This is a genomic window from Brevibacterium sp. SIMBA_078 (genome assembly GCF_046534565.1).
In the GTDB taxonomy this organism is placed as follows: Bacteria; Actinomycetota; Actinomycetes; order Actinomycetales; family Brevibacteriaceae; genus Brevibacterium.
In genome coordinates this window covers 1-238 of the sequence record NZ_JAWRYQ010000553.1, presented here as the reverse complement: position 1 = coordinate 238, position 238 = coordinate 1, and the positions used below count along the sequence as shown (strand labels likewise).

Sequence of the window (238 nt, the reverse complement as noted above, 5' to 3'; positions counted from 1 at the left end):
ACCTTGATTGGCCCAAGGCTTGTCAGTGCAGTCTTGCGTCAAATCTTGACTATAAAATTCAGTGTTATTGATACCATTGCGGCGTGCGTTGTCAGCCGCGCGTTCGGTCATAGCTTCGCTACCTTCGACCCCAATCACTGAACCTGTCTCCCCGACCAGACGCGCTAAAGGTAGACTAAAGTTGCCCAAACCACTGAACAGATCCAGCACTCGTTCGCCTGCTTTTAGATCCAACAAG

Annotated in this window: 1 protein-coding gene; it reads right to left on the bottom strand. The window is 50.4% G+C overall.

Features of this window, described 5'->3' with window-relative positions; translation table 11 throughout:
• A partial coding sequence (locus SB749_RS20765) for a methyltransferase domain-containing protein (RefSeq protein WP_410711983.1) occupies positions 1–238 on the bottom strand: 238 nt, incomplete at both ends.